Source organism: Streptomyces coeruleorubidus (assembly GCF_008705135.1).
Taxonomy (GTDB): domain Bacteria; phylum Actinomycetota; class Actinomycetes; order Streptomycetales; family Streptomycetaceae; genus Streptomyces; species Streptomyces coeruleofuscus.
Genome location: NZ_CP023694.1, coordinates 938,410 through 965,135, shown reverse-complemented (window position 1 = coordinate 965,135; position 26,726 = coordinate 938,410). Strand labels below are relative to the sequence as shown.

The 26,726-nt window shown below is 70.5% G+C and carries 25 protein-coding genes; 19 read left to right on the top strand and 6 right to left on the bottom strand.

Features of this window, described 5'->3' with window-relative positions:
• Positions 1–145: 145 nt before the first annotated feature.
• The 4 genes from lnt (at position 146) to CP976_RS04425 (ending at position 5,179) form a co-directional block, all read left to right on the top strand.
• Positions 146–1,762, top strand: a complete 1,617-nt coding sequence (gene lnt / locus CP976_RS04440) for an apolipoprotein N-acyltransferase (protein WP_150479112.1) — start codon at positions 146–148, stop codon at positions 1,760–1,762.
• A 68-nt stretch (positions 1,763–1,830) separates the two neighbouring features.
• A complete protein-coding gene (locus CP976_RS04435) occupies positions 1,831–2,310 on the top strand; it encodes an NUDIX hydrolase (protein WP_150479111.1) in 480 nt (159 codons plus the stop codon).
• A 54-nt stretch (positions 2,311–2,364) separates the two neighbouring features.
• Positions 2,365–3,165 carry a 3-hydroxybutyrate dehydrogenase gene (locus CP976_RS04430; RefSeq protein WP_150479110.1) on the top strand — a complete coding sequence of 267 codons (801 nt, stop codon included), beginning with the start codon at positions 2,365–2,367 and terminating at the stop codon, positions 3,163–3,165.
• Positions 3,166–3,238: 73 nt separating this feature from the next.
• Positions 3,239–5,179, top strand: coding sequence for a helix-turn-helix domain-containing protein (locus CP976_RS04425; protein WP_150479109.1), 1,941 nt, complete (start codon positions 3,239–3,241; stop codon positions 5,177–5,179).
• 62 nt (positions 5,180–5,241) lie between these two features.
• Here the strand turns inward: CP976_RS04425 and CP976_RS04420 are convergent, their stop codons facing one another.
• The 3 genes from CP976_RS04420 to CP976_RS04410 all read right to left on the bottom strand — a co-directional run bounded on the left by CP976_RS04420 (position 5,242) and on the right by CP976_RS04410 (position 8,569).
• Complete coding sequence (locus CP976_RS04420; RefSeq protein ID WP_150479108.1) at positions 5,242–6,627, bottom strand: MFS transporter; 1,386 nt, start codon at positions 6,625–6,627, stop codon at positions 5,242–5,244.
• Between the two features lie 501 nt (positions 6,628–7,128).
• The gene (locus tag CP976_RS04415; protein WP_150479107.1) at positions 7,129–7,794 is read right to left on the bottom strand and encodes a TetR/AcrR family transcriptional regulator; all 666 of its coding nucleotides are present in this window, start codon (positions 7,792–7,794) and stop codon (positions 7,129–7,131) included.
• A 16-nt stretch (positions 7,795–7,810) separates the two neighbouring features.
• Positions 7,811–8,569 carry an SDR family oxidoreductase gene (locus tag CP976_RS04410; RefSeq protein WP_150479106.1) on the bottom strand — a complete coding sequence of 253 codons (759 nt, stop codon included), beginning with the start codon at positions 8,567–8,569 and terminating at the stop codon, positions 7,811–7,813.
• A 111-nt stretch (positions 8,570–8,680) separates the two neighbouring features.
• On the opposite strand from CP976_RS04410, the gene CP976_RS04405 reads away from it, so the two are divergent.
• The gene (locus tag CP976_RS04405; RefSeq protein WP_150479105.1) at positions 8,681–9,628 is read left to right on the top strand and encodes a quinone oxidoreductase family protein; all 948 of its coding nucleotides are present in this window, start codon (positions 8,681–8,683) and stop codon (positions 9,626–9,628) included.
• Positions 9,629–10,324: 696 nt separating this feature from the next.
• Here CP976_RS04405 and CP976_RS04400 read toward each other — a convergent pair.
• A complete protein-coding gene (locus tag CP976_RS04400) occupies positions 10,325–10,780 on the bottom strand; it encodes a MarR family winged helix-turn-helix transcriptional regulator (protein ID WP_150479104.1) in 456 nt (151 codons plus the stop codon).
• Positions 10,781–10,852: 72 nt separating this feature from the next.
• Here CP976_RS04400 and CP976_RS04395 point away from each other — a divergent pair, with 72 nt between their 5' ends.
• The 3 genes from CP976_RS04395 (at position 10,853) to CP976_RS04385 (ending at position 14,142) form a co-directional block, all read left to right on the top strand.
• Entirely contained in the window at positions 10,853–11,644 is a 792-nt protein-coding gene (locus CP976_RS04395; protein ID WP_150479103.1) for an SDR family NAD(P)-dependent oxidoreductase, read from the top strand.
• A 53-nt stretch (positions 11,645–11,697) separates the two neighbouring features.
• Positions 11,698–13,233, top strand: coding sequence for an aldehyde dehydrogenase family protein (locus CP976_RS04390; protein WP_150479102.1), 1,536 nt, complete (start codon positions 11,698–11,700; stop codon positions 13,231–13,233).
• Positions 13,234–13,557: 324 nt separating this feature from the next.
• A complete protein-coding gene (locus tag CP976_RS04385) occupies positions 13,558–14,142 on the top strand; it encodes a TetR/AcrR family transcriptional regulator (protein WP_167537273.1) in 585 nt (194 codons plus the stop codon).
• Positions 14,143–14,152: 10 nt separating this feature from the next.
• On the opposite strand, the gene CP976_RS04380 is transcribed toward CP976_RS04385, so the two are convergent.
• A complete protein-coding gene (locus tag CP976_RS04380; protein ID WP_208838931.1) occupies positions 14,153–15,853 on the bottom strand; it encodes an FAD-dependent monooxygenase in 1,701 nt (566 codons plus the stop codon).
• 146 nt (positions 15,854–15,999) lie between these two features.
• Between CP976_RS04380 and CP976_RS04375 the strand changes: the two genes are divergently transcribed.
• From CP976_RS04375 to CP976_RS04340, 8 genes are all read left to right on the top strand, one after another.
• Complete coding sequence (locus tag CP976_RS04375) at positions 16,000–16,218, top strand: hypothetical protein (protein ID WP_150479100.1); 219 nt, start codon at positions 16,000–16,002, stop codon at positions 16,216–16,218.
• Positions 16,219–16,238: 20 nt separating this feature from the next.
• On the top strand, positions 16,239–16,889 hold the full coding sequence (locus CP976_RS04370) for a VOC family protein (RefSeq protein ID WP_150479099.1): 651 nt from the start codon (positions 16,239–16,241) through the stop codon (positions 16,887–16,889).
• Positions 16,886–17,557 carry a fumarylacetoacetate hydrolase family protein gene (locus tag CP976_RS04365; RefSeq protein WP_150479098.1) on the top strand — a complete coding sequence of 224 codons (672 nt, stop codon included), beginning with the start codon at positions 16,886–16,888 and terminating at the stop codon, positions 17,555–17,557. Before CP976_RS04370 ends, CP976_RS04365 begins: the two co-directional genes overlap by 4 nt.
• 37 nt (positions 17,558–17,594) lie before the next feature.
• Positions 17,595–18,338, top strand: coding sequence for a methyltransferase domain-containing protein (locus tag CP976_RS04360; protein WP_150479097.1), 744 nt, complete (start codon positions 17,595–17,597; stop codon positions 18,336–18,338).
• A gap of 96 nt (positions 18,339–18,434) precedes the next feature.
• Positions 18,435–19,424, top strand: a complete 990-nt coding sequence (locus CP976_RS04355) for a hypothetical protein (RefSeq protein ID WP_167537272.1) — start codon at positions 18,435–18,437, stop codon at positions 19,422–19,424.
• The gene (locus CP976_RS04350) at positions 19,424–20,527 is read left to right on the top strand and encodes an alcohol dehydrogenase catalytic domain-containing protein (RefSeq protein WP_150479096.1); all 1,104 of its coding nucleotides are present in this window, start codon (positions 19,424–19,426) and stop codon (positions 20,525–20,527) included. Before CP976_RS04355 ends, CP976_RS04350 begins: the two co-directional genes overlap by 1 nt.
• A gap of 24 nt (positions 20,528–20,551) precedes the next feature.
• On the top strand, positions 20,552–21,439 hold the full coding sequence (locus CP976_RS04345) for an SDR family oxidoreductase (RefSeq protein ID WP_208838930.1): 888 nt from the start codon (positions 20,552–20,554) through the stop codon (positions 21,437–21,439).
• A 454-nt stretch (positions 21,440–21,893) separates the two neighbouring features.
• Entirely contained in the window at positions 21,894–23,096 is a 1,203-nt protein-coding gene (locus tag CP976_RS04340) for an amidohydrolase family protein (protein WP_229876624.1), read from the top strand.
• Between the two features lie 115 nt (positions 23,097–23,211).
• Here CP976_RS04340 and CP976_RS04335 read toward each other — a convergent pair whose 3' ends face one another.
• On the bottom strand, positions 23,212–23,979 hold the full coding sequence (locus tag CP976_RS04335) for an IclR family transcriptional regulator (RefSeq protein WP_229876623.1): 768 nt from the start codon (positions 23,977–23,979) through the stop codon (positions 23,212–23,214).
• Positions 23,980–24,097: 118 nt separating this feature from the next.
• On the opposite strand from CP976_RS04335, the gene CP976_RS04330 reads away from it, so the two are divergent.
• The 3 genes from CP976_RS04330 to CP976_RS04320 are packed head-to-tail and all read left to right on the top strand — an operon-like array spanning position 24,098 to position 26,720.
• Complete coding sequence (locus tag CP976_RS04330) at positions 24,098–25,174, top strand: cupin domain-containing protein (RefSeq protein ID WP_150479095.1); 1,077 nt, start codon at positions 24,098–24,100, stop codon at positions 25,172–25,174.
• The gene (locus CP976_RS04325) at positions 25,171–26,001 is read left to right on the top strand and encodes a fumarylacetoacetate hydrolase family protein (protein WP_150479094.1); all 831 of its coding nucleotides are present in this window, start codon (positions 25,171–25,173) and stop codon (positions 25,999–26,001) included. Before CP976_RS04330 ends, CP976_RS04325 begins: the two co-directional genes overlap by 4 nt.
• Positions 25,998–26,720: a maleylpyruvate isomerase family mycothiol-dependent enzyme gene (locus CP976_RS04320; RefSeq protein WP_150479093.1), complete on the top strand. Its 723-nt coding sequence runs from the start codon at positions 25,998–26,000 to the stop codon at positions 26,718–26,720. Before CP976_RS04325 ends, CP976_RS04320 begins: the two co-directional genes overlap by 4 nt.
• The last annotated feature ends 6 nt before the right edge of the window (positions 26,721–26,726 follow it).

The following is a 26,726-nucleotide window of genomic DNA, read 5'->3' as shown; positions in this document are numbered from 1 at the left end:
TTTGTGGATGTGTCGTCACGAAATGAGCAGGAACGTTGCGGCAGATCCACGGCGAGGCCCTGCGCGATCGGGCCCGCGGTGCGTGACGCCGCCGCCTGGTGGACCGCGCTGTCGGTGTCAAGGTCACTCGCCTTACACTCCGGGAGTGACCGTCACCGCAACCTCCGTCGGCGAGTCGGACCAGCTGGAGCCGCGGATCGCGCCCGAGGCGCGGGCCTGGGCCCGGCGGCTCGGGCGCCTCCTCCCGGCCGTAGCAGCCGCGCTCTCCGGCCTCCTGCTCTACGTCAGCTTCCCGCCCCGCACCCTGTGGTGGCTGGCCCTGCCGGCCTTCGCGATCTTCGGCTGGGTGCTGCGCGGCCGCGGCTGGAAGGCGGGGCTCGGCCTGGGCTACCTCTTCGGTCTCGGCTTCCTGCTGCCGCTGCTGGTGTGGACCGGAGTGGAGGTCGGTCCCGGCCCCTGGCTCGCCCTCGTGGCGATCGAGGCGATCTTCGTCGCGCTGGTCGGCGCGGGTGTCACCGTCGTGTCGAAGCTGCCCGGATGGCCGGTGTGGGCCGCCGCTGTGTGGATCGCCGGCGAGGCGGCACGCGCGCGCGTGCCGTTCGAGGGCTTCCCCTGGGGGAAGATCGCCTTCGGGCAGGCGGACGGTGTGTTCCTGCCGCTCGCCGCGGTCGGCGGCACCCCGGTGCTCGGCTTCGCGGTCGTGCTGTGCGGCTTCGGGCTGTACGAGGTCGTCCGCCTGGCTGTGGTGTGGCGGCGCACCGGCACGGTGCGCAGGACGGCGGCGGCGGTGGGTCTGCTGAGCCTGGCCGTCCCGGTCGTGGCGGCCGTCGCCGCCCGGCCACTGGTCAGCGACAAGGCCGAGGACGGCAGCGTCACCGTCGGCGTGGTCCAGGGCAATGTGCCGCGGGCGGGCCTCGACTTCAACTCCCAGCGGCGGGCCGTTCTCGACTACCACGCGCGGGAGACCGAACGCCTGGCCGCGGAGGTCAAGGCAGGCAAGGTCGCCAGGCCCGACTTCGTGCTGTGGCCGGAGAACTCGTCCGACATCGATCCCTTCGCCAACCCCGACGCCCGCGCCGTGATCGACCAGGCGGCCAAGGCCGTCGGCGTGCCCATCTCGGTCGGCGGCGTCGTCGAACGGGACGGCAAGCTCTACAACGAGCAGATCCTGTGGGATCCGGCGAAGGGACCCGTCGACACCTACGACAAGCGCCAGATCCAGCCGTTCGGCGAGTATCTGCCGTTCCGCTCGCTGATCGGGGCGATCAACAGCAACTGGACCTCGATGCAGCGCCAAGACTTCAGCCGGGGCACCAAGCCGGGCGTGTTCACCATGGACGGCGCCAAGGTCGGTCTCGTCACCTGCTACGAGGCGGCCTTCGACTGGACCGTGCGCTCCGAGGTCACCGACGGCGCCCAGATGATCTCCGTGCCGAGCAACAACGCCACCTTCGACCGCAGCGAGATGACCTACCAGCAGCTCGCCATGTCCCGGGTCCGAGCGGTCGAGCACAGCCGGACCGTGACCGTGCCGGTGACCAGCGGCGTCAGCGCGATCATCATGCCGGACGGCAAGATCACGCAGAAGACCGGCATGTTCGTCGCCGACTCACTGGTGCAGAAGGTGCCGCTGCGCTCCTCGCAGACGCCCGCCACACAGCTCGGCATCCTGCCGGAGATCGCCCTCGTGCTGGTCGCGGCCGGCGGACTGGGCTGGGCCGTCGGCGCCGGAATGCGCGGGCGACGCGCCGGTGACGTGTAGCCGTACGCCGGACACACGCCGCCTGAAACCCGCCGGGCCGCCGGAAGCCGCCCATTAGGGTCGGCGGCATGGCTACTCCCGACTTCATCCGCACCCTCCGTGCCTCGGCCGGTCATCAGCTGCTCTGGCTCCCCGGAGTCACCGCCCTCGTCTTCGACGACGAGGGCAGAGTGCTGCTCAACCGCCGGGCCGACACGCGCCGGTGGTCCGTGATCGGCGGCATCCCGGACCCGGGGGAGCAGCCCGCGGCATGCGCGGTGCGGGAGGTCTACGAGGAGACGGCCGTGCGCTGTGTCGCCGAACGGGTCGTGCTCGTCCAGGCAGGGGACCCCGTCACCTACGACAACGGCGACACCTGCCAGTTCATGGACATCACCATCCGTTGCCGGGCCGTCGGCGGCGAGGCGCGGGTCAACGACGACGAGTCGCTGGACGTGGGTTGGTTCGACGTCGACGCCCTGCCCGAGCTGAACGAATACGGCCTGTTCCGGATCAAGCAGGCTGTGTCGGACGCCCCCACATGGTTCGACCCCACTGCCTCCGGCTGAACTGTAGGGCGTGACCACATGGGGCGGAGCAGGGGTGCTGCCTAGGGTCGACGCATGACCGCGCCCCATGTCCTTCCGGTACCCCACGCCTCCCCGCTCGATCTCGGTGGCCGCACCGCGCTCGTCACCGGCGCCGCCGGCGGCATCGGCCGCGCCTGCGCGCTGCGGCTCGCGGCCGCCGGGGCGAAGGTGAGAGCGGTCGACCGGGACGCCGTGGGCCTGGAGGCCCTCGCCGGACAGGGTGGTGGCCTCGCGGGCACCGTGGAACCGCACGTCCTCGACCTCACCGACCTGGACGCCGCCGAACTCGCCGCCGCGGGCACCGACGTCCTCGTCAACAACGCCGGGCTCCAGCTCGTGAGCCCCATCGAGGACTTTCCGCCCGACGTCTTCCACACGGTGCTCACCGTGATGCTGGAGGCACCCTTCCGGCTGATCCGCGGTGCCCTGCCCCACATGTACGGACAGGGGTGGGGCCGCATCGTGAATGTGTCGTCCGTCCACGGGCTGCGCGCCTCGGCCTACAAGTCGGCCTATGTGGCAGCCAAACACGGGCTGGAGGGACTCTCCAAGACCACCGCCCTCGAAGGCGCACCCCACGGTGTCACCTCCAACTGTGTGAGCCCCGGCTATGTGCGCACCCCACTGGTCGAGAAGCAGCTCGCCGACCAGGCCCGGGCGCACGGCATCCCCGAGGAGCGCGTGCTGTCCGAGGTGCTGCTCCAGGACAGTGCCGTCAAGCGGCTCATCGAACCGGAGGAGGTCGCCGAGGCCGTGGCGTACCTGTGCGGTCCGCAGGCGTCCTTCGTGACCGGTACCTCGCTCGTGCTCGACGGCGGCTGGACCGCCCACTGAGCGGCCCTGAGCGTCCGTCGGGAGTTGTCCACAGGGCTGACGGGACGGCCCGGTCATGGTGAATCCTGTGAGCATGTCCAGCGATCACGTGCAGCCGGCCGAGCGCTCCGCCGGCATCGCCGAACCACCCCCGGCCGCCGCGGAGACGCCGTATCTCGAGCTTCTGGCCCGGGGCGCGTCCGCCGACGCCTACGAGCAGCCGGTGCTGCTCGCGCGCGCCGAAGGGCGCCCGGCGGAGTGGATCGCCGCGCTCCAGCGGGCCAAGCCGCTCGCCCTGCGCGTGCGTTCGGAGCTGGAGGGACGGCGCCGCCGCGAGGCCGAGCTGTCCGCACTGTTCGAGACCGCCCACGACCTCGCCGGGCTGCGCGACCTGGACGCCGTACTCCAGGCGATCGTGCAGCGCGCCCGGTCGCTGCTGGGCACGGACGTCGCCTACCTCAGCCTGAACGACCCGGCGAGGGGCGACACCTACATGCGGGTCACCGAGGGCTCGGTCGCGGCCCGGTTCCAGCAACTGCGGCTCGGCATGGGGGAGGGCCTCGGCGGCCTGGTCGCACAGACCGCACGCCCCTATGTCACCGACGACTACTTCAAGGACGACCGCTTCCAGCACACCCTCACCATCGACGCCGGCGTGCGGGACGAGGGACTCGTGGCCATCCTCGGCGTGCCGCTGACGCTCGGGCACCACGTCATCGGCGTGCTGTTCGCCGCCGACCGCCGCGCCCGGGTCTTCGAGCGGGAGCAGATCGCCCTGCTGGGCTCCTTCGCCGCCCTCGCCGCGGCCGCCATCGACACCGCCAACCTGCTCGCCGAGACCCGCTCGGCCCTCGCCGACCTGGAGCGGGCCAACGAGATCATCCAGGACCGCAGCGGCGTCATCGAACGCGCCTCCGACGTGCACGACCGGCTCGCCGAACTCGTCCTGCGCGGCGGCGGGGTCCACGACGTGGCCGCCGCCGTCTCCGAGGTCCTCGACGGCACGGTCCAGTTCGCCGAGGCCACCGCGGCACCGGCCGATGCCCTGGAGGCGTCCCGCGCGGAAGGCCACGCGGTGCGGCACGAGGACGACTGGATCGCCGCCGTCGCCGCCGGCGGTGAACTGCTCGGCGCGCTCGTGCTGCGCGGCCACCCGGGGCTCGACCCCGTCGACCAGCGCACCCTGGAGCGTGCCGCCATGGTCACCTCCCTGCTGCTCCTGGCCCGCCGGTCCGCCGCCGAGGCCGAACAACGCGTCCGCGGCGAGCTCCTGGACGACCTGCTCGACGCCCGCGACCGTGACCCGCGCCTGCTGCGGGAGCGCGCGGCCCGCCTCCACGCCGACCTCGACGCCGTCCACGTCGTTCTGGCCGCGCGCCTGGAGGGTGACGCGCCCGACGCCGACCAGGAGGCGGACGCCCGCAGACGCCTCGCCGCCGCCGCGTCCCACCTCGCCGCGACCCGGCACGGCCTCGCCGCCGCACGCGACGGCGGCACCGTCCTGCTGCTGCCCCTCGGACCCGGCGACACCGCCACCGAACTGGCCCGTCGCGCCGCCCGGCACCTGGGCACAGCGGTCCACGCACGGGTCACCGTCGGCGCCTCCGCACCCGCCGAGAGTCTCGCCACCCGCCCCGACGCCGTGGCCACGGCCTACGCCGAGGCCCGGCGCTGCCTCGACGCCCTGCGGCTCCTCGGCCGCTCCGGGGACGGCGCCGCCGCCGAGGACTTCGGCTTCCTGGGGCTGCTCCTTGCCGGAGACCGGGACATCCCCGGCTTCGTCGACCGCACCATCGGCCAGGTCGTCGCGTACGACCGACGACGCGGCACCGAACTGCTGCGCACGCTCGACGCGTACTTCGCCTGCGGCATGAGCCCCGCCCGCACCAAGGACGAACTGCACGTCCATGTGAACACGGTCGCCCAGCGCCTGGAGCGCGTCGGCCGCCTCCTCGGCGACGACTGGCAGAGCCCGGCCCGCACCCTGGAGATCCAACTCGCCCTGCGGCTGCACCGGTTGTCGGCGCGGCACTGACCCCCATGGGCGGGCCCCCGAGCACGCGGGGACGCACGCACGGGGGCCGGTGCCGGGACATCTCAGGGGGTCCGGGCGTCCGCCGCCGGTGCTGGGGTCCGGTCCGCGTCGGCGAGAGGGGCGACGTCGGCCAGGTCCCGGTGGCGGGTCTCCTTGGCCACCGCAACCGCGATGACCGTGAGGACGGCCGCGCCGATGACGTACAGGGCGATCGGCGTGGAGCTGCCGTAGTCGGACAGCAGCGCGGTGGCGATCAGCGGCGCCGGCGCACCCGCCGCGACCGAGGCGAACTGGGCGCCGATGGACGCGCCGGAGTAGCGCATCCGCGTCGCGAACATCTCGGAGAAGAACGCGGCCTGCGGCGCGTACATCGCCCCGTGCAGCACCAGCCCGACCGTGACGGCGAGGATCAGGTTGCCGAAGCCGCCGGTGTCGATCAGCGAGAAGAACGGGAACATCCACAGGCCGACACCGACGGCACCCATCAGATACACGGGACGGCGGCCGATCCGGTCGGAGAGCGCGCCCCACGCCGGGATGGCGGCGAAGTGCACGGCCGAGGCGATCAGTACGGCGTTGAGCGCGGTCTGTTTGGAGACGCCGGCCGAGGTGGTGGCGTAGACGAGGATGAACGCGGTGATGACGTAGTAACTGATGTTCTCCGCCATGCGCGCGCCCATCGCGATCAGGACGTCACGCCAGTGATGCCGCAACACGGCGACCAGCGGCAGCTTCTCCGCGGTCGCGGCCCGGTCCGCCTTGCGGGCCTCGGCCTGTGCCAACGCCTGCTTGAAGACCGGCGATTCATCGACAGACAGACGTATCCACAAACCGACGATCACCAGCACTCCGGAGAGCAGGAACGGGATCCGCCAGCCCCAGTCGCCGAACGCTGCGTCGGACAGGACGGCGGTCAGCAGCGACAGCACGCCGGTGGCGAGGAGTTGCCCCGCCGGCGCGCCGGTCTGCGGCCAGGAGGCCCAGAACCCACGCCGCCGCGCGTCCCCGTGCTCCGACACCAGCAGCACGGCACCGCCCCACTCGCCGCCGAGCGCGAAGCCCTGCACCAGCCGGAGCACGGTGAGCAGGACCGGCGCGGCCGTCCCGATGGTGGCGTGCGTCGGCAGCAGCCCGATCGCGAAGGTCGCCCCGCCCATCAGCAGCAGACTCAGCACCAGCAGCTTCTTGCGCCCGAGCCGGTCGCCGTAGTGCCCGAACACCAGCGCACCGAGCGGCCGGGCCGCGAACCCGACCGCGTACGTCAGGAACGACAGCAGCGTGCCGACGAGCGGGTCGGAGTCCGGGAAGAACAGCTTGTTGAACACGAGCGCGGCGGCGGAGCCGTAGAGGAAGAAGTCGTACCACTCGATCGTGGTGCCGATGAGGCTGGCGGTGACGATGCGTTTGAGGCTGGCTGGGGGTGGGGGAGCGGTTGCTGCGGAGGTCATCTACGCCACTTCCTCGTGTGCGGTGGGGACGGGCAGGTATCGGCACACCGTAGAAACACGCAGGTCAGGCGCACATGTGGCGGGGCAACATAGTTCGGGGACTTGGTATGCGTGCGGCCACCATGCTGACTCAAGGAAGGGCGGTTCAGGGACCCGGGGGAGGCCGGAACGAGCGCTGTCCGGGAAGTGTGGTTCGGGGTGATTTGACGGTGTGGTGCTGACTCCCGTTCTTGAGCCGAGTTGGTCCGCATGGGTGCGTCCGTGAGGGTTGGTGACTCGCCTGTGATCGCTCGTGACACGACGACGCCCCGCCGGCTTGCTGCGGCGGGGCGTCGTCGTGCAGCCAGCATGCTACGCGCGGCCCCGCCGTTCTCGTCTTTTGTCTCATTCATCCGCTTGCGGCCCGTGAAGGGCGCCTTGTGAGGGGGAAGATTTTGAAAAGGGCAGGCCGCTGGTGCCCGAAGCCACGTGGGCGCTGCGTTGGTTGTGTGGGCGGCTGGATCAGCCCTCGGGGGCGTTCCACAGTTCGCTGAGTTCCGCCCAGTCCGGTGCCGGGCCCTGCAACGTGGTGGGCTGGTCGGCGGCCGGCGTGCGCAACCCGGCGAGGATCACGTCCAGGTACCGCAAGTGGAGCGCGGTGGCGCGCTCGTCCGTGACGGGAATCCGCGCGGTGAGGTGTTCGAGCAGCAACGGGACGTCGGCGGCTGTGAAGTCGGCGCGCAGTACTCCCGCGCGGTGCGCGCCTGCCACCAGGTCGTCGAGGACGGCCCGGAGCTGGGCGGCGGCGGCCACGATCTCGTCCGTGGCCGGCAGGCGGCCGCCGACCAGGGGGAGTAGTGGGCCGCCCGGTCCCTGGGCCGAGAGTGCGTCCCGCAGGAAGCGGGCGAAGGCGGCCCAGGGGTCGGGTTCCTCGGTGAGAGCCGTGCGTGCCTGGGTGACGAGCTGTTCCATCCCCACGATGCGCATCCGCTGGGCCAGCAGTTCCTTGCTGGGGTAGCGGCGGTAGAGGCTGCCCATGCCGATGCCGGCCCGGCGGGCGATCTCCGAGACGGGGGCGTCCCAGCCTTGCTCGGCGAACACCTCGCGCGCGGCCTGCATGAGGCGGGCGTCGTTGAGGTCCGCCTCCCGTCGGCGGCCGCGCGGTCTGCCGGTCTGCGTGTCACCCATGGACAGGTATTTTCCCCTACCGTCGTGCCACGCCGTGCCCACCGTCGACGGTGAGCACCTCGCCGGTGACGAAGCCGGCTTCCTCGCCGAGGAGCATCGCGATCGCCCGGGCCACGTCCTCCGGTTCCGCGACCCGCCCCAGGGGCGTGTTCTCCGCCAGCCGCCGCTGGAGCTCCTGCGGCATGTGCGCGCTGCTTTCGGTGCGGACGTAGCCGGGTGCCACGACGTTGACGTTGATGCCAAGCGGGCCTGCCTCGTGGGCGACGAAGCGGGCGAAGGTGTTCAGGGCGGCCTTGGCGGTGCCATGGGCGGCCATGCCCGGGGCGGGCGGCCCGTCGGCCACGGCGCTGGAGACATACACGATGCGGCCCTGTCCCCGGGAGCCCATGAGTGCCAGCGCGTGCTGGGTGAGGGTGTAGACGGAAGCCAGTTCGTCCGTCACCTTCGTCCTGAAGTCGTCCCAGGCGAGGGTCTGCACGGGCGTGGGGGTGAACCGGGCGCCGGCGTTGCAGACCAGGACGTCCAGACGCCCGTCAGTTGTCGAACGCTCCAGCAGTTCGGCTGCTTGGGCGGGGTCGTGCACGTCGGCCTGAACGGCGAAGGCTTCGCCGCCGTCGGCCTCGATGAGCTTGACCACCTGCTCGGCCGCCTCACGGTTCGAGAAGTAGTTGACGGCTACGCGGTAGCCGCGAGCCGCCAGTTCCCGCGACGTGGCAGCGCCGATCCCCCGGCTGCCGCCGGTCACCAGGGCCGTCGGCGTCGTCGTGGCGTGCATGTGTCCTCCCGCGTCGGTTGATCGGTCGCCAACATATCGGAGCGGAGCGCTCCGCTCAAAAAAGTCCCGTGAGGGGGAATCGGCCCTTCCGGCACCGTGTTGTCCTCTGACATGAGCGAAGCAGTAGTAGCGCGTGCCTACGGTGGTCCCGAGGTGCTGTCGGTGATCGATGTCGCCGCAGCGGAGCCCGGGCCGGGTCAGGTGCGCATCGAGGTCCGCGCCGCCGGCGTCAACCCCTTCGACCACAAGACGTACAGCGGCGCCTTCGGGACCGATCCGGCGAACCTGCCGATGCGGCTCGGCGCCGAAGCGGCCGGTGTGGTGACCGCGGTCGGCGCCGACGCGATCGGCCCCGCCGGCCCGATCGAGATCGGCGACGAGGCGATCGCGTACCGAGCGCCCGGCGCGTACGCCGCCGAACTCATCGTCCCGGCCTCGTCGGTGGTGCCCAAGCCCGCCGCTCTCTCCTGGGAGCAGGCGGGAGGACTGATGGTCACGGGCGTCACCGCTGTGCACGTCCTCGAAGCGATCGGCCTGCGTGAGGACGACACCGTGCTGATCCACGGTGCCGCGGGAGGCGTCGGCCTGATGGCCGTGCAGCTGGCCGTCGAGCGCGGTGCCAGGGTGCTGGGAACGGCGAGTCCGGCCAAGCACGACGTACTGCGCGACCTGGGGGCGATTCCGATCCCGTATGGGCCGGGTCTGGCGGACCGGGTGCGTGCGACAGCGCCGGAGGGCGTCCACGCGGCTGCCGACCTGGTGGGTACCGACGAGGCGGTGGACGTCTCGGTGGAACTCGTGGCGGACCGTTCCCGCATCGCGACCGTCGCGGCGTTCGAACGCGGGGCCCGAGCCGGCATCAAGCTCCTGGGCGGCGGGCCCGGCGCGGACCCCGGCACGGAAGTCCGCGCCGCCGCGCGCATGCAGCTCACCGAAGCCGCGGGGGCCGGGCGACTGCGCGTCATGATCGCCGCCAGCCATCCGCTGCGCGAAGCGGCCGCCGCGCATCGGCAGATCATGACCGGGCGTACGACGGGGAAGATCGTCCTCGTCCCGTGACCCGGCCCTCGACCGCACCGGCGACTTCGTGCGGATGACCGTGGCCGGCTGGTGTCCGAGTCCCGACGTGGTGTGCCCGTGCCGTCACGACGCAGTGAGAAGAGATGAGGCAGTGTCCGAGACGGCAGCGGTGAGCAAGAAGCTCTGCCGCCTTGCTCGCGGTGGTGGGGACCGCTGGGATCTGCGCCACGCACCTGGTTCAGGCGGCAAGGCGTGCGCCGTCAGGGTCCGTGCCGCCGTGCACGTTCGTGTACCTGTCCGCCCTCCACCCGCACACGGGTGCTGTGTGTGAGTGGCCACGGCTCGGCGACCCGCGGACTGGCGGGACGGCCCGTCCCGCTCGCCGAGGCCGTGCGCGCACGAGCCGTCGACCTTGAGGCGGCGAGGGCGGTGGACTGGGCGGAAGCGCCGCTTGCGCCCGGTGTGGCCCACTCTCCCTCCCGGCATCGGACATGCGCGCCGTGGCAGGACTACTACCGCCACGGCCTGCGCGGCAACAGCAACGTTCCGCGGATGCTGCTCGCCGTGAACCCGCGTCCTTCGAGCAAGTGGCCGCTGCCTTCGCCGCGGGCTGGGCGGCTCCGCAGTCGGACGGACCCCCCTGGCGGTCGACGCACGATGCGCCGGACCGAGAGGGAGGAGTCAGCGTGCGCCGCGCCGCGCGCCCCGACGCACAGTCGCGGCCGGCCGACGGGCTCAGGCGTCGCGCACCGTCTTGCTCACCCGTTCGAGCAGCGTCCGCAGCTGCGCGCTCTCGTCCGGTCCCAGGCCCTCGGTGATGTGGCGCTCGATGTCGGCGATCACCTGGTCGGCCGCGCGCAGCGCCTCCCGTCCGGCATCGGTGAGGTGCAGTTCCTGGACGTGCCGGTGACGGGGGTGTGCGCGCCTCTCCAACTGCCCGCGGCCCTCGAGGCGTGCCACCAGTGAGGCGACGGCCTGGGGGGTCACGTTGAGGCGGCGGGCCAGCTCGGCGCCGGCCAGCCCTGGTTCGCTGTGCACCGACATCAGGAGTGTGTAGTGCGCGGCGGCCATGCCCAGCGGGCGCAGCCGCTGTTCCTTGAGTGTCTGCACCGCCAGTTCCGCGCGGCGCAATGCCCAGGTCACCCGGTCAAGCGCGCCGAGCCCGACAGGCTCCTCGTCATCACGTATCACCCGCCAAGAATACGACACTTCATGAGAATCAAGCGTTTGACACAAGGCTAACGCTTGAGGCACGCTCGAGGTATGACTCGTACGATCGCTCTCATCACTGGCGCTTCCTCTGGCATCGGCGCCGAATACGCCCGTCTCCTGGCGGACGACCATGACCTCGTCCTGGTGGCGCGCCGCGCGGACCGGCTCGGCGACTTCGCAGGGGGGCTCCGCGCCCGGGGTGCAGCCGTGGAGGTACTGCCCGCCGATCTCGGCACCCATGAGGGCATCACCGCTGTCGCCGATCGCCTGGCCGCGGGGGACGTGCGCCTGCTGGTCAGCAACGCCGGCGCCGGCGGCTACGCCCCGCTCGTCGATGTCGACCCCGCCGACATCGACCGCCTGTTCACCCTCAACGCAGTGGCCCCCGTTCAGCTGGTCCGCGCCGCGCTTCCCGGAATGCTCTCCGCCGGAGAAGGCGCGATCATCACCGTGGCCTCGCTGCTGGCCTTCAGTGGGGGCCTCGAGGATCCCCGCGCACCCCGACGCACTCTCTACGCGGCGGCGAAGGCCGCCACCGTCGCCTTCACCCGGACCCTCGCGGGTGAGCTCGCCGACACGCCCATCCGTACGCAAGTGTTGCTGCCCGGCGTCGTGGCCACGGAGTGGAACGGCGGCGTCGGCCGCGACATCCCCTGGGCGATGCCCCCGCAGGACGTCGCCGCGGCCAGCCTTGCCGGCCTGCGTCTGGGGGAGACCGTCTGCGCCCCCGGTCTGGAGGGCCAGGCCGCAGCCCTTGATGCCTTGCTGTCCGCGGAGTCCGCTTTGGTCACCGGCGGGAACCAGCCCACTCCTGCGGCTCGCTACCGCGGCCCGCAGGCGTAGAGCGGGCGCTTCCTCGGCGCTGCTCCCGACCCTAAGAAAGTAGGGGAAGACTCATGACCGACAACACTCCGACGATCACGCGTGACGGCGCCATCGCATACGACGCGACCGAGATCGTCACCATCAACCAGGCCACCGGAGCCGAGTTCGCGCGATACCCCGTGGCCGGCAAGGAAGAGGCGGCCGCGGCCGTCGCCGCCGCACGCTCGGTCACCGGGGCCTGGTGGGACCTCGGCTTCGAGGGCCGCGCGGAGCGGCTGCGCGCGTGGCGGCGGCAGATAGCCCTGAGCGGAGAGGAGGGCGCCGCGCTCATTCACGCCGAGAACGGCAAGCCCCTCGACGACGCCCGCGTCGAAGTGCTCGGGACTCTCGAGCACCTGCAGTACGCCGCTGACAACGCCGCGCGCGTCCTGGAGCGCCGGGAGGTCCCGGCCGGCCCCACCACGCCCAACCAGCGTGCATGGGTCGAGTACCAGCCCTATGGCGTGGTCGGCGTCATCGGCCCGTGGAACTTCCCCCTGCTCACCCCCGCGGCCATCCTCGCCGACGCGCTCGCGGCCGGGAACGCCGTCGTCCTCAAGCCCAGCCAGATCACGCCCGGCGTCGCTGAATGGCTCATCCGGACCTGGCAGCGCGCCGTTCCGGACCTCCCCGCCGTCCTGCAGAACCTGAACGGATACGGGGCCACGGGGCAGGAGCTCATCAAGGCCGGCCTCGACAAGCTCGCGTTCACGGGCAGCGTCGCCACGGGCAGGATGGTGGCCGGCCAATGCGCTCAGACCTTGACGCCCGTTCTGCTGGAACTCGGCGGCAAGGACGGCGTCATCGTCGCCGAGGACGCCGACCTGGACGAAGCCGCCGCTCACATCGTGTGGGGCGCCATGCAGAACACCGGGCACGGTTGCATCAGTCTCGAAGTGGCCTACGTCGTCGAGTCGGTGCACGACGAGTTCGTCCAGAAGATCAGCGAGCTTGCCGGGCAGGTACGCGTCGGCAGCGACGAGGATGCGGAGATCGGGCCGGTTCCGCTGCCGAGCCAGACCTCGATCATCCGGGAACACATCCAGGACGCTCTCGAGCGCGGCGCGACAGCCACCGTCGGCGGCCTCGACGCGGTGGGTGACCGCTATGTCGCGCCCACCATCCTGGTCGGAGTGGCCCCCGACGCCCTCGCGGCGACGCAGGAGACATTCGGGCCGACACTGGCGGTCATCAAGGTCGCCGACGCCGACGAGGCCGTCGCTCACATCAACGCCGGCCAGTATGGGCTGGGCAGCGCAGTCTTCAGCCGCGATCGCGGCGAAGCCATCGCCCGTCGCCTCCGCGTGGGAATGACCAGCATCAACGATGCACTGGTGTTCTCCATGAACCCCGCAGTGCCTTTCGGTGGTCGCGGCGACAGCGGTTACGGGCGCAAGCAGGGCGAGGAGGGACTGCGGGAGTTCGCCTACGCACACTCCTTCACCGCCAAGACCGGTCCCGCGCGGTTCTCCGCCTCGACCTTCGGCAGGCCCGCGGGTGCCATGGCGGGAGCCCTCGCCGGCGTCCGTAACAGGATCCTGGCCGAGAGCGGCGAGACGTCGGACTGATTCAAGTCACGGGCGCCGACGGACGTCCCAGGCCGAGCCCGGTCCGTCATACGTCCCCTCACGAGGCAGGCCATCGACCGGCCCGGCACCCGGGTTCGAGACGCTGCACCGCCTTGGACCCGGGTCTGGGACGCCACGCCGATGTCGGGGCGCGTGGGGCGGTTCCTGCACTGGATGCGGTCGACGGTGTGTCCTCGGCAAAGGATCTCCAGGGACTCCTCGCCCGGGCCCGGTGGTCACCGCACTCCTTCCTCCTGAGCAGGGCGCGGCCTGCCAGGTGTCTACACTCACGTGAGATGTGGTGAACTCATGGGAGGAGTCGGGATGCCGCGGAACCGCCAACAGATCCCCCGGGAGGAGCGCACGGGTGATCTGCTAGCCGCGGCCACCGAGCTCTTCCTGGCGAAGGGCTACGCCAAGACCACGATGGCGGACATCAGTTCCGCCGCGGGCGTGGCCCGGGGCAACGTCTATTGGTACTTCGACTCCAAGGACCACATCTTCGCCGCCGTCATGAACCGCCTGCTCAGTCGCGAGATCCGCATCCTCAACGAGGAGCAGGCCGGTGCCGACCCACTGAGCCGCCTCGTGCGCGGGCTGTCCGACATGCGCTACTCCCGGCCGCTGCACCAGGCCATGCACGACCGACTTCCTTATTCGGAGGCAGTCCGCGAGGCCCACAACACCTTCCTGAACTGGATCGTGGGACTGGTCGACGAGCTCATGGCCGAGCGCGGCCTCGATCACGACCCTGGCGTCGATGCCGCGCTCGTCCGCGATGTCGCGCTCGCCGTGTTCGAAGGGGCGAACGTGCCCAACGACCGGAACAGGCCGGCCCACGAGATGATCCGGTTCCTGATGGAGTCCGTCATGGCCAGGAGCGCAGGGGCCAAGGGACGAGAGCGCTGAGCGCGGCACCTCAGACGAGGTGAGCCCCGACTCCCGTTGATACCGCTTGCGCCGCTCCGGGCGCTTTCGCGTCCGGAGGCGGGACCGCCGCCCCGCGCAACATGTCGAGCACGGCGACGGGATGTGCGGGAGCCTGCCGGCCCCGCCAGCCGACGTGACCGTCCGGGCGGACGAGCACCAGCGGCCGCTCGTACAGCTCCGCGGCGGCCGGGGCGGCGAGGCGCAGCACCGCCAACGGCACACCACACCGGCGCGCGGCCTGCACCAGAGGCGTCGGGTCCGCGGAACCCGATACCACGAGCGTGAATCCGCGCCCGAAGTGGTCGAGCACCGAGCTGCCGTCGGGCAGCCGGACGTGCGGTGCGCGGCAGCCGGGCCAGGTCGATGGTACGTACTCGTCCGGCTCGTCGGGCGGCTCCGGACTGCCGTCCGGTACGCAGATCGGGGAGCCGCTGTAGCGGTATCCGAGCTGGACGCCCGTGCAGCGGAACTCCTTGGCGCGGGTCCGGCGGATCTCCTCGCTCATCTCACGTCGGACCTGTTCGCCTTCCGCGTCCATGCGGTCGAGCACTGGATCGGGGACGAGCCGCGCGTCGGCCCTCCAGTTGCTGGAGGCTTCCATGACGTTGCGGACGGCGATCGGCCGCCGCTCCTGTTCGTAGCTGTCCAGCAGCGCCGGGCCTCCCCATCCTTGGAGGGTCGCGGCGAGCTTCCAGCCGAGGTCCACGGCGTCGCCGATCCCGGTGTTGGCGCCGAAGCCCCCCTTGGGCCACAGCAGATGCGCCGCGTCGCCCGCGAGGAACACCCGCCCCGCACGGTAGGTGCGGGCCACGACGCAGTGCCCGCTCCAGGGCTGCGCCGCGAGGACCTCCACGTCGATCGGCGCACCGACGGCCTCGCGTATCCAGGCGACCGCGTCATCGGGATCGGGCTCCTCGTCCAGGTAGACCGAGAGCCGCCACTCGTCCACGCCGTTGACCACCGTGATGTACGGCCTGCGCGCCGACGACAGGGTGTGGATCTGCACCGCGGGGCCGCCCAGCCGCTCCCGCAGCAGGTCGAGCAGCTGGGGCGCACGGAAGTGCACAGCGAAGTTGTGGCCCTGCGCGAACCTGCCCTCGAACTCGATGCCGAGCTCCCGACGGATGCCGCTGCGGCCTCCGTCGCAGGCCACCAGGTACGTGCCGGCCAGCTTCTCGGTGGCACCGCTCGCCATGTCGCGCACCACGGCCAGGACACCCTCGGAGTCCTGCTCGATCGTCTCCAGGCGGGTGCCGTACCTGATCTCGACTCCTGGCAGTTCACTCGCCGTGCGCGCGAGCAGCGGCACGAAGGAGAACTTGGACAGGAAGGCGGGACCCTCCGGAGTCAGCGAGGCGTACACGCCCGAGGACCGGTTGGTGACCCCGTAGTCGAACTCGGTGAGGACGCTCCCCGTTGCGGAGGTGGCGAACACCGTGCGGTGCGGGTAGTCCGGGGGCGGTGCCGACTCCGTGCGTGCCTCTTCCGCGCAACCCCAGCGGCGAAGGTGTTCCATGGTGCGGGAAAAGATCGCCTCACCTGCTGGAAAGGGCACGCGGCCGTCGCCCTGATCGATCACGGTGACCGGTACACCACGCCACCCCAACTCGGTCGCGAGGGCGAGGCCCACGGGCCCCGCTCCCACGACCAGGACGCGCCGAGATCCGGCTCTCTCGTGCTGGTCAGACATCAAAGATCTGCCTTCCTGAGCAAGGGTCGGACCGCTCATGGCCCGATCTCTTGAACCGGGGTCAGAGTCGCATGCGCATGCCGCTGTATGGAAGACCTGTAGAAACACAAGACTTTTGAGGGGTCATACGCGGTGCTACGCTCGTCTTGGGTTCAAGAGACAGGCGGCGCAGCGAGATTCTCGACTTCCTCCGTGCGCGGGAGGCCGACAGGGCGCGGCAGACCGTCCACGTGTTTGCCCATGAGGTCACCACCACCCAGGCCGGCCGGCCCCACGGCAAGTCCGTCCACCACCAGTTCCGCCGTACCGGCGGCAAGCAGCGCATCACGCGCCGTACCTCAAGGCCGTTGCACCCCACCGATTGACGGGCAAGGAGGCCCCCACGATGACGACGACCTCCCAGACCGAGACCGGGACCGGGACAGGGGCCGGCGGAACGCAAGCCGTCGCGTTGCAGCTCTCCGAACTCGTGCTCAAGACCGGCCGCTACGACGACATGGCCGCCTTCTACACGCACGTACTGGGACACGGCCCGTTCTACGAGCGGACCCCGGATCCCGACGCTCCGCCGCGTCCCGTGGGGATGCCCGAGCGAGCGGTCGACGTCCGGCTGGGCTTCTTCCGTGTGCGTGACTCCCCGCACAGCCAGGTCCTCGCGCTGTTCGGCATCGACAGTCTGATCGGGACCGACGCTTCCGGGCCGGGCCTGCATCACTTCCAGTTCGGCGTCGGCACCCTGGGCGACCTCATCTCCCAGCACGAACACATGGCCTCCATCGGCGTGCGCCCGCACCGTGCCGCCAACCACGGCCAGGCCACCAGCTTCTATTACCGCGACCCGGACGGGAACATCGTCGAGTTCTCCTGCGCCAACTTCGTCACCACCGAGGAGGAGGTGGCCTTCATGTCCGGGCCCGTCTTCGCCGCGAACCCTTCCGGCCTGGAGCTCGACCCCGATCGCTTCACCGCCCGCTACCGTGCCGGTGACCCCGAGAGCGAGTTGCTGCGCCTCGACAACCAGGCCGTGGCCCTGTGACCAGGCTCGTCAGCACGGCCAAGGGAATCGGCAGACCTGAGGACGACGGCGAAACCGTCGCCCTTCTCGACCTCGACGCGGCGGACCTCGGCGCCGCCCTGCAGGCCGGCCTCGACATCGCGTCCATCGCCACGGCCTCGGTCCGTGACCGTGTCCCCGTGGCTCAGGCTCAGCTGATCGCCCCCGTCCCCAGACCTTCCAAGATCTGGGCGGTGGGCTACGCGTACGCCGACCACCGCACCGAGGTGGACTACAACGGCGTGGCGGAGGAGCCGGTCGTCTTCCTGAAGGCTCCTTCCTCGGTCATCGGCACGGGCGGGCGGATCCGCTTCCCGAAGGCAGCCCCCGACGAGGTCGACTACGAAGGCGAACTCGCGGTCGTCATCGGCCGGCGCGCGACCGATGTGTCCGAGGCGGAGGCGTACGCGTTCGTCGCCGGCTTCACGATCGTCAACGACGTCAGCGCCCGCGACGTGCAGAAGGGCCGCGTCCCCGGCCGGGCGGCCTCCTATGTCTCTCGGCAGACGACCCTGGAGCCCGGCGACGTGATCGCCACCGGAACGCCGGCCGGTGTCGACACAAGGAGGGACGCTTCCTGCAGTCCGGCACCGAGGTCCGTATCGAGATCGAGGGCATCGGCTCCCTTGTCAACACCTGCGCTTGATTGACCGGGCGCTTCCCGCAGGCTACGGAGGACATGACGACATGAGCACACCAGCCAAGGACAGCTTCGGTGGCGGCGACCCGTGGGGATACATCCAGCCGTGGGACGAGGAGCGTTTCGGCCCGGAGATCCATGACGTCACCCAGCGGGCGAAATGGGAAATGGCCATGGCCATCGCCGGTGGTCTGCCGTACATATGGCAGGAGCTGGCCCGGCCGATCTCCGAGATCGTCTACGGTCTGCTCGAACTCCGCCCCGGGGACCGGGTTCTGCTCATCGGTGAGGGCATCGCGCCCTCCGGGTGGGTCGAGGACATGCGGGCCCTGGTGGGACCGGAGGGTGTCATCGACACCGTGGAGATCATCAAGGACGGACGAAACGCCGTCCTGGGCAAGGTCCCCGGCCGGAACGGCCAGATCGGCTGCTGGCGCTGGTCGTACACGGACTCGGTGGGCGACGAGGCATACGATTGCGTCGCCGTGCTGCAGGCGACACAGCACTGTGACGACTGGCACGAGACGGCCGCGGACCTGCTGCGGGTGATGAAGCCGGGCCGGCGCATCGTGCTGGCCGAATCGGTCTTGAAGGGAGCGACGTTCTCCTCCCGTATCAACTCCGACGTCCACCTTCGGCAGTGGTTCGACAAACTCTTCGCGCACGTCCCCGTGGACGACATTCCCTACTACTCCGGAGAGCAGATCCGCGAGGCGTTCGGGGACAAGGTCGACAGCCCTCAACTGATGGAGTGGAAGGGCATCGAGATGTACTGGGGCCGAAAGAGGTGAGCACTGCCACGGGCTTCAGGCAACAGGCTGCGGCACACATTCCCTCCGCGTCACCCGAGTCGATCCACTCATTCACCCAAGGACAAGGAGGTCCCCATGAGTGTCGTTGAAGACGTCATGGTCTTGGGCTCCGACCAGCCGTTGCGCAGTATCGTCCGCGACGAGCACCTGCTGCTCTCGCCGCCTCATCCACCGAAGGTGCCCGTCAAGCTGTGGGAGGAGCACCCGCCGCTGACCGTGGTGCACTACCCGCAGCAGTACGAGCCGGAGGCGTTCGCCCCGCCGCGCGGCGTCTACGAGAACGACGAGATCCGCGTCGAGTGGCAAAAACTCGACGGCCGGCAGCCGTTCTACCACCGCAACTGCGACGTCGACGAAATCTCCTACCAGATCGGCGGCGAACGGACCCTGATGTCCGAACTCGGCGTGATCGAGTTCCAGCCCGGCGATTTCTCCCGTATCCCGCGCGGCGTCGCCCACGACAACTACGGCCGCGAGGACAGCCACGTGCTGTTCTACATCCCCGCGCCGGTCACCGAGCTGGCGCCGGCCCAGCGGGAGTCAGGGGCCGTGTTCCCGCCGTTCCCCGGCTGGCAGCCCGGCGAGGCCAACGAGGCGATCACTCAGTGCATGGCCGCGCTCGGCCACGACATCACCGTCTTCGGAGTCGACGAACAGCTCCTGCTCGAGCAGGTGCACCAGGAGGACCGGCGGATGGCGGTGCTGCGGGCCGATCCCGGTCAGGACGTCACTCGGCTGTACACGACCGATCGCATCCGCCTCGGCATGGTCACCACCGCTCCTGGCGGGCAGCGCCGCTACCGGCGCACCCTCGACGCCGACGAGATCCAGTACCAGGCCCACGGCCACCGCACGCTGATCACCCAGCGGGGCATCGTCGACCTCGAGCCGGGCGACTTCGTGCGCATCCCGCTCGGCATCTCCCACGCCAGCGTCGCGACCGAGCCCGGCGACTACGTCAGTCTCCTCTCGCACCAGGAACTGCCCCAGGTCGCCGAGACCACGCGTACAGCGGATGCCTACACCCCCGAACGGCTCCCGAGCCTCACCGTGGAGGCCCGCTGATGGCCACGATGCTTGCTCTGCGAGCGCACCAGGGCGCCGAAGCACTCGTCCTGGACGAACTGCCCGTCCCCGAGCCAGGTCCGCTCGACGTGGTCGTGAAGGTCGCCTCCGCCGGCCTGGCGCCGGGCATCATGCGCCTGCTTCGGATGGGGGCGCTCAAGCATCTGCCCACCACCCTCGGCCACGAGGCCGCAGGCGTCGTCTCCGCCGTCGGCCGCGATGTCATGGGGCACGCGGTCGGCGACCGGGTGCGGGTGCACCCCCTGCTGAACTGCCGTGAGTGCGACTACTGCCGTACCGACCGGGACATGATGTGCGCCCAGCAGGCCATGCTCGGCCACGCCGCTTTCGGCGATGGTCCGATGCCGCTGTACGAGGAGTACCACGACGGCGGACTCGCGGAGTACGTCCGTGTCCCGCACTGGCTGATCGATTCCCTGCCGGACTCCGTCGGCTTCGACGTCGCGGCCAAGGTCCAGGATCTGGCCAACGCCGTGCGCGCACTCAAGTGCGCCGACCTTCCGGAACGGGCCACTCTCGTGGTCACCGCCGCGACCGGCACCATGGGAACCGCGACGGTCAAACTCGCGGAGCACTTCGGAGTCGCCCGTCTGATCCTCGTCGGCCGCGCCACCGAGCGTCTCCACCGCGTCGCCGGGCTCGCCGGCGGCATACCGGCCAGTGTCGTCGCACTCGACGAACTCCCTGAGAACTGGTCGACCGACGGCACTCTCACCCGTCGGCTGCGCGAGCTGGCACCCGAGGGAGCCCATGCCGTCATCGACTTCATCCCGGAGGGTCCCGTCCTCGGCCAGACCATGGCCGGCATGGCCACCGGCGGCACACTCGTGCACATGGGCGGCAACTCCACCCCGCTGTCGCTGCCCCCCATCGCCCTGATGATGCACTGCTGGCGCTTCGTCGCCACTCGCGCCTACACCCGCCGGGACGCAACGGATGTCCTGCGTCTGCTCGAGACGGGCACCCTCACCGCCGACGAGCTCATCACCCATCGGTTCCCGCTCACCGAAGCGCTCAAGGCCATGGACGCGATACAGCAACGAGTCGACGACCCCATGTGGATGACCGTGATCAACCCCTGATCCAAGCGAGAGGAAACCGGGAAAGTGTCCGAGTCAGAAGCCGTACGCGGCCAGGAGCAGCCGCTGATCGCGGTGATCGGGGCGGCAGGGCTCTGCGGTACGCACGTGCTGGAGGCCGCGCTGCGGGCTCCATTCCGGGTCCGGGCCGTGGTGCACGGCCCGTCAGGGCGGGAACGAGTGGCTGCCCTGGGCGTGGACGACATCGTCGAGGCCGACCTGGAGGAGCCGGACGCCGTCCGCAAGGCGCTGAGGAACGCCGACTTCGTGTTCATGATCCCGCCGGCGTTCCATCCGGAGGAAGACGTGCTCGCGATCAGGGCGCTCGAGGCGGCTGAGCACGAGGGCGCGCGCCGGTTCGTGTACCTGTCCGTCCTCCACCCGCACACCCCTGAGCTGCGCCACCACATGCGCAAGGCGAACGCCGAGGCCGCCGTGCGGGCCTCGAACCTGGAATGGACGATTCTCCAGCCCTCAATGTTCGCGCAGATCGTCCTGTCGACGTGGGGGCGGGCTCCGGCCGGGCACGTGAACGTGCCGTTCGACGTCCACAACGAGTTCTCGTTCATCGACTTGCGTGACCTCGGCGAGGCCGGCGCCAAGGTGCTCTCCGAGCAAGGACACGACTCGGCGACCTACGAACTCGCGGGACCCGCCCTCACGTTGTACGAGGCGGTGCGCATCGCCGGACGTGCACGAGGAGTGGATCTGGAGGCGAGGACGGTGGACTGGGCGGACGCACCGCTCCCACCGGGAGTTGCCGACTCCGCGTCCCGGGCCTCCGACATGCGCGCCATGTGGCAGGACTATGACCGGCACGGCCTGCGCGGCAACAGCAATGTCCTGCGGATGCTGCTCGGCCGCGAACCCGCGTCCTTTGAGGAAGCGGCCACCGCGTTCGCCGCGCGAGGCTGAGCGCTCCCTACGCAGTCGCGGGGTGTCTCCCCAGATGGAGGGGAGACACCCGCGCAGGGACTGCAACGGAAAACCACCACGGGGCCAACGGCTGCCCGGTACGCGGCAGCACGATGACCTGCGGGCTCCTCGCCTTCACCGCCGGCAGCATGAAACCAAGTGACCCCTCGGATTCTTGACTACGAGTCATGAGATGAGGCTGTGTCTATCCGGCTTCCTCACTGGTCTTGACTGAAAAGTACCCTGGAACTAGCTTGGCTCCAGTTCAAGAGAGGGGAAGTGGGCAGCAGTCCCACGTCACCCAGGAGCGCTCTGCCCGACAGGTTGCACTTGCCCTCGGACCCGGTCGCCGGACGCGGCCCGCCGACTCTGCGAGCCGACCAGGACCAGCCGGTCACAACAGCCATTGGCAGGACCCCGGCAATCACCCGCGTGCCCTCGAGGGAGAGTGGACATGCCCGACGACCGTCCCTTCCAAGCCGTGACTCCGCCCGCCGAGTCCCGCACCAAGCCTCCTACCGAGGCCACCCGGCGAAGATTCATCGCCGCGACCGCTGCCGCCGGGGGAGCCGCCGTGGCCGGCGGTCTGGCCGCGGGGCAGCCCGCGCTCGCCGCCGAGACGGCGCCCGGCAGCCGTACCTCCACCACGGTCGGCGGCTCGAAGGGCCGTCGAAACGCCAAGAAGGAGAAAAAGATGCGCATCGTGGCCGTGGAAGAGGCCTTCTCCATTCCCGGAGCCATCCGGCAGGAGGCAGCGATCCGGCAGCGCATGGCGGTGCCGGAGGCGATCAAGCGGGAGTGGTTCCGGCGCCTGGACGATCTGACCGAGCTGCGGCTGGCGGACATGGACGCCAACGGCGTCGATGTCCAGGTCCTCTCGTATTCCACGCCGGGCGTGGAAGTGATCGAGGACCCCGCGGAGGCCGTGGCGGCCGCGCGGCACATCAACGACCATCTCGCCAAGGCGGTCGCCGCACATCCGAAACGGTTCGCGGGCTTTGCCACCCTTCCCTTGCAGGACCCCAAGGCCGCGGTTGTGGAACTGCGTCGGGCGGTGAAGGAGCTCGGGTTCAAGGGTGTGCTGTACAACGACCATGTGCGGGGGCACTACCTGGACGAACCGCAGTTCAGGCCGGTATGGGCCGAGCTGGAGCGCCTCGGCGTGACGCTGTATCTGCATCCTGCTGTGGTGCCGGCGGACAACTGGCGGGTCTTCGACGGGTATCCCGTGCTGGTCGGGCCGTCCTGGGGCTGGACCGCGACGGTGGGTGCCCATGCGCTCCGGCTGATCTACGGCGGTGTGTTCGACCAGTTCCCGGGCGCCTCGGTGATGTTGGGGCACATGGGCGAGCTGCTGCCGTTCCAGATGGCCCGGCTCGACAGCCGCTACGACCAGGTGCCTGCCGAGCACAGGGTGCGGCACCTGCCCTCGTACTACCTGCGGAACAACGTGTATGTCACCACCAGCGGAGTCATGTCGCATGCCGCGCTGCTGGGAGCCGTCCATGCCGTCGGCGTCGACCGGGTGCTGTTCTCCATCGACTACCCGTTCGAGTCGAGCGCCGAGGCGGTGGGATTCCTGCGTTCCGCACCGTACGCGCCGGCCGACCTCGCGAGCATCGCGCACGGCAACGCCGAGCGGGTTCTGAGGCTGTGAGGAGACACGCTGCCGAAAGGGCGCGATTCGTGGAGCAGGGATCGGCGTACTGAACGTGGGCGATTGCTAGGCGCACGCCACCATGCGGCTTGACGGCGGCGTGCGCCACTGCCCTTCACAGGCCTTGCCCGATGTCCCGCGCGGTCGTGAGCAGAGGTCGGGACAGTTCAGCGAGCCTTGCGCGGGTGCAACGGACGGACGGAGCCGCCACGACCACGGCAGCTATGGCGGTGCCCGTGCGGTCGCGCACACACGCACCGACGGCGTGCACTCCGCGCTCGCTCTCCTGCCGGTTGGTCGCGTAGCCGTCCCGGCGCACTGCTACCAGCTCGTTCATCAGGCTCTCGAAGTCCTTGGGAGCCTTGGCCCCGTCCTCGGGGAGTCCGTTGGGGTAGAGGGCCAGGAGCCGGTCCGCCGGCATCGCCGCGAGCAGGGCCTTGCCGCCCGAGGTCACGTGGGCGGGCAGGAGTGTGCCGGTGCGGTAGCTGACACGCAGGGCCTGGGGGCCCTCCACGCCGTCCAGGAAGCGTGCTCCGTTGCCCTCGAGCACCATCAGGTGGGTCGTCTCACGGACGGCGTCCGCCAGTCGTTGAAGGTGAGGGTGGGCGATGGTGATCAGGTCCGGGGGAGGGGCCGCCTGACTTCCCCTGATCGCCTGCAGAGCCGGCCCCGGCCGGTACACCTTGCGGCGGTCCTGCGCCGCGAATCCCTCGTGGACGAGCATCGCGAGGATCCGGTGGGCGGTCGAGCGCGCGACGCCGAGCCGGTCGGCCACGTCCATCACCCGCAGCTCGTCGAGCTCGTGCAGCAGCCGGACGACACGTAGGGCGTTGCCGGCTCCACTCACGGGATACGAGGGGCCGGGCCCATCCGAATTCTCCATAGAGGAATTCTACCCCGAGAAGATTCCGCAAAAGGGAAATGGCGGCGTAGCGTCCTCTGCAGCGCGCAAGTGAGCGCGCCCTCGGGCGATACACAGAACCCATTACGTGGAGGTTGTCTTGACCGACACAACCAGCGAGCAGACCGAGCGGAAGCTGCTCGACGAGCTCTATGCGGACTTCGAGGACGCGGGCCTGATCCCGCTGTGGACCCAGGTGGACGGCCTCATGCCGATGTCGCCGCAGTCCGCAGCGGTGCCGCACCTGTGGCGGTGGGCGGAGCTGCTGCCCATCGCACAGCGCTCCGGCGATCTGGTGCCGGTGGGACGTGGCGGCGAGCGCCGCGCCATGGCCCTGTCCAACCCCGGCCTCCCGGGCCGTCCGTACGCCACGCCGACGCTGTGGACCGCGATCCAGTACCTGGGTCCGCGCGAGGTCGCCCCCTCGCACCGGCACAGCCAGGGAGCCTTCCGGTTCGTGGTCGAAGGCGAGGGCGTGTGGACCAACGTCGACGGGGACGCGATCGCCATGAAGCGCGGTGACCTGCTGCTCACGCCGAGCTGGGCCTTCCACGAGCACCAGAACGTCACCGACAAGCCGATGGCCTGGCTCGACGGCCTCGACATCCCGCTCGTCTCCCAACTGGACGCCGGCTTCTTCGAGTTCGGACCCGATGAGCTCTCCACCCGCGAAACCCCCGAGCGCTCGCGCGGCGAACGACTGTGGGGCCACCCCGGGCTGCGCCCGATGGGCCTGCCCGACCAGCCCAACTCCCCGCTGGCCGCCTACCGCTGGGAGCACACCGATGCCGCGCTGACCGCCCAGCTTGAACTCGAGCAGGAGGGCGTGCCCGGCGTGATCGAGGCCGGACACGCCGGCATCCGCTTCTCCAACCCCACCACCGGCAGGGACGCCCTGGTCACGATGCGCACCGAGATGCGCCGTCTGCGGGCCGGCGCCCAGACCACCCCGGTGCGCCAGGTCGGCTCCTCGATCTGGCAGGTGTTCGAGGGCGAGGCGGTCGCCCACGTCGGCGACAAAGTCTTCGAGATCGTCAAGGGCGACCTGTTCGTCGTCCCGTCCTGGTGCGAGGTCTCCCTCGTCGCCCGCACCCAGGTCGACCTGTTCCGGTTCAGCGACGAGCCCGTCTACGAGGCGCTCGGCCTCGCCCGTACCTCCCGAGGAGAACACAAGTGAAGCTCGCCACCATCCGGGTCAACGGCGCCACGCGCGCCGTCCGCATCGATGACGACAGGGCGGTGGACCTGGGCGAGAGCGACCTGGTGGCCTTCCTGCGCCACAGTGACTGGGCGACGCGTGCCGCGGACGCCGATGGCGAAACGTACGAGGGCGCCCTGGAGTACGCCCCCGTCGTCGTCGCACCGGAGAAGATCGTGTGCGTCGGCCTCAACTACCGCACCCACATTCTGGAAATGGGTCGCGAACTCCCCTCGCACCCCACGCTGTTCTCCAAGTTCGCGCGGGTGTTGGTCGGCGCGTACGACGACGTGACCCTGCCCGCCGCGTCCACGCAGATGGACTGGGAGGCCGAGCTCGGCGTCGTCATCGGTGCCGAGGTCCGGCACGCCGACCCGGAGCAGGCACGGGCCGCGATCGCCGGGTACACCGTGCTCAACGACGTCACCGCCCGCGACTGGCAGTACCGCACCACCCAGTGGGACCAGGGCAAGAACTTCGAGGCCACCACCCCCATCGGACCGTGGCTGGTCACCGCCGACGACCCCGCGGCGGCCGCCCAGGGCCTGAGCCTGACCTGTGAAGTCGACGGCGACACGGTCCAGAAGGCCGACACCGGTGACCTCGTCTTCGACCCGGCAACGCTGGTCGCGTACCTGTCCGAGATCATCACGCTGGTGCCCGGCGACGTGATCGCCACCGGCACTCCGGGCGGGGTCGGCCACGCCCGTAAGCCCGCCCGCTATCTGCAGGACGGTACGCGCCTCGTCACCCGCATCGAGGGGATCGGCGAGTGCCGCAACACCTGCCACCGGGAGACGCGGTGAGCGCACGCCCGGCCGCGATGCTGGAGCGGGCCGCCAAGGGGACGGCCGCCTTCGAGGCGGCCGTGCACCGGCTGACCGACGCGGGGCTCACCCGACCGTCGTACCTGCCGGGCTGGAGCAGGGCCCACGTCGTCGCCCACGTGGCCCGGAACGCCGACGCGCTCGTCAACCTGATGACCTGGGCGCGTACGGGTGTGGAGACCCCGATGTACACCAGTGCCGACCAGCGTGCCGACGGGATCGAGGACGGAGCCCGCCGACGGGCGGGCGTGCTGCGTGAGGAACTCCTCGCGGCCGACGGACGACTGGCCGAGGCGTTCGCCGGCCTGCCGGACGAGTGCTGGGGCGCGACCGTGCGGACGGCACGGGGACGCGAGGTGCCGGCCTCCCAGGTGCCCTGGATGCGCGTGCGCGAGGTGTGGGTCCACACCGTCGATCTGAACATCACCACCTTCGACGATGTCCCGCACGAAGTGTGCGCGGCGCTCGTCGACGACGTGGCCGCCGCCTTCCGGGCCCGCCCGGACTGCCCCTCCGTCGAGCTGCGGACCGAGAGCGATGTCCGCACCTGGCTCCTGGGCGCGCCCGGCGGCGCGGAGCCGGTCGCGGTGAGCGGTGACCTTCCCAGCCTGGCCGCCTACGCGACCGGGCGCCCCGTGCCCGGCCCTCTGTACCCGACCGGCGGAGAATCCCTGCCGAAGCTGCCCGCGTGGCTGTGAGCACGA